The following is a 1,312-nucleotide window of genomic DNA, read 5'->3' on the forward strand; positions in this document are numbered from 1 at the left end:
TTAAGAGTTTTAGAGCAGGAGGTAGCCTTCAAGATAGGATTATAAAGCAATTTAAAGAAGAAATTAAGCTTTTTTAGCCTGAATAAAGATGTTTGGGAGAACTTTGAGCGACTAGCCAGTTATAGATTAAACGCATGTTATGGCCAATCCCGCATAAAATGGCGTTAAAGCAATCTCCCAAACGGCCTTTAAGATAGTTGCGTCCCAGTTTGCCATCATTCTTCATATGGCCGATATGGGGTTCTATGGCTTGGCGTCTTTTGAGTTGAGTTTTAATCCATTTGGTGAGGCCTTTTTTTTGCCCAGAGGTAAATATGGTTTTACCTTTTACTGTATGGCCTCGATAGCCTTTATCTACAAATGCTACTTCAATATTATTGCCACCGTTGTTTTGAGCATTTTCAATAGCTTCTTCAAGGGTGTGCCCATCGTAGGGGTTACCATGAATGGCTCTAAGATCTAAAGCTAACCCCTCTTGATGCGTGATGACTAGTGAAGCTTTGCAGCCAAATTCATATTTTTTCTCTACTTTACCTTTAGCAATACATTCTACATGGGGTTCATGCAAGCTATAAACTTTGCGAGAATCATTCCTTTGTTGAGCATAAATACGCTTGATAATTTCTAAAAGATAAGAGCTTTCTGTCTCAAGAGCTTGTCCTTCTGTCTTTCTTTCAAAATCACGGATTAACCTTCCCAAATAATTATGCAGCCTTTTTTCTTCTCTTTTTGCTCTTTTCAGCTGACGGGCATGGGCTTAAGCGAGCACGCATGCACAATGCTGTTTTAGCTAGCTTTTTGTAGGTTTGGCGCAAAGTGATTTGGCTACTATCGGCCATTTTTACAAGCGCTTGAATAGATTTAAAGTAAAGTTTGGCATCGGTAGGAAAGGCGATAGCTTTAGGCATTACGGTTGTATCGGCAATGACTTTTTTAAAGCTTTTTTTTTCACTGCGCCTGTCAGAACAGCTGCTGCAATCGTCCCTTGTAAAATCTTGCTAAGTCCAGCTTCGCCTAATCTAGATCTCCATCTAATTAAAGAAGTAGGATGAATAGGCAGCGCATGATGCCAAAACTCATACCCACAAAAGTATTGCCAATAAGGATTTTCTACCCATCGATGCACCACATTTACATCCGAAAGCCCATACATATGCTGCAAGATAAAGAGCCCTACAACTAGCCTTACAGGCTTAGCTGGCTGCCCTATCTTTTCTACAAACAGCTTATCAAACTCTTCTTCCAGCTGCTTCCATTCAATCAATTTGGATAGCTGGATAAGAGGATGATCTAGATTGAGTTCATCGCTAAA

At 40.0% G+C, this 1,312-nt stretch carries 3 protein-coding genes; all 3 read right to left on the reverse strand.

What is annotated here, in order from left to right; translation table 11 throughout:
- Nucleotides 1-73: 73 nt before the first annotated feature.
- A complete protein-coding gene (locus tag NEOC65_RS03280; protein WP_213155707.1) occupies nucleotides 74-700 on the reverse strand; it encodes a transposase in 627 nt (208 codons plus the stop codon).
- A gap of 4 nt (nucleotides 701-704) precedes the next feature.
- On the reverse strand, nucleotides 705-908 hold the full coding sequence (locus NEOC65_RS03285) for a hypothetical protein (RefSeq protein ID WP_213155708.1): 204 nt from the start codon (nucleotides 906-908) through the stop codon (nucleotides 705-707).
- Nucleotides 908-1,312, reverse strand: a 405-nt coding sequence (locus NEOC65_RS03290; protein WP_213155709.1) for a transposase, incomplete at its 5' end; no start/stop codon positions are given. The genes NEOC65_RS03290 and NEOC65_RS03285, both read right to left, overlap by 1 nt.

Origin of the sequence: Neochlamydia sp. AcF65, from assembly GCF_018342435.1 — a bacterium.
In the GTDB taxonomy this organism is placed as follows: domain Bacteria; phylum Chlamydiota; class Chlamydiia; order Chlamydiales; family Parachlamydiaceae; genus Neochlamydia.